Origin of the sequence: Streptomyces alkaliterrae, from assembly GCF_007097205.2 — a bacterium.
Lineage (GTDB): Bacteria > Actinomycetota > Actinomycetes > Streptomycetales > Streptomycetaceae > Streptomyces > Streptomyces alkaliterrae.
The window spans coordinates 1-395 of record NZ_VJYK02000753.1; the positions used below are offsets into that span (position 1 = coordinate 1).

A 395-nucleotide genomic window follows, 5' to 3' on the forward strand; every position below is an offset into this window, starting at 1 on the left:
GGCCGGTCCCCGGCCGAGGGCCCGGCGGGACCGGCGCGGCGGCTCTGCGGGCTGCTCGGAGACGGTCATCGCGGGCACCTTACCGGCCGCCGGCATGGTGGCAGGGGGCGGTGGCGTTCGGCGCGCCGGGCGCGCCTGCGCGCCGCCCGCGTCGCGTCGCTCAGCTGCCGCGCAGCCGCCGCACCAGGATGCTCGCCTCACCGCGCGACTCCAGGTCGGCGAGGACGACGGCCACGGCCTCCCGGACGATGCGGCCCCGGTCCACCGCGAGGCCGTGTTCGCCGCGCAGGACCAGCCGGGCGTGCTCGAGGTCCATCAGTTCCTCGGCGGAGACGTAGACCGTGATCTTCTCGTCGTGCCGCTCCCGGCCGCTGGGGCGGCGGGGGGTGCGGGCG

At 78.7% G+C, this 395-nt stretch carries 1 pseudogene; it reads right to left on the reverse strand.

Annotated features, from left to right (window positions below):
* Positions 1–160 precede the first annotated feature (160 nt).
* Positions 161–395: pseudogene (locus FNX44_RS28515) on the reverse strand (hypothetical protein); the annotation flags it as partial.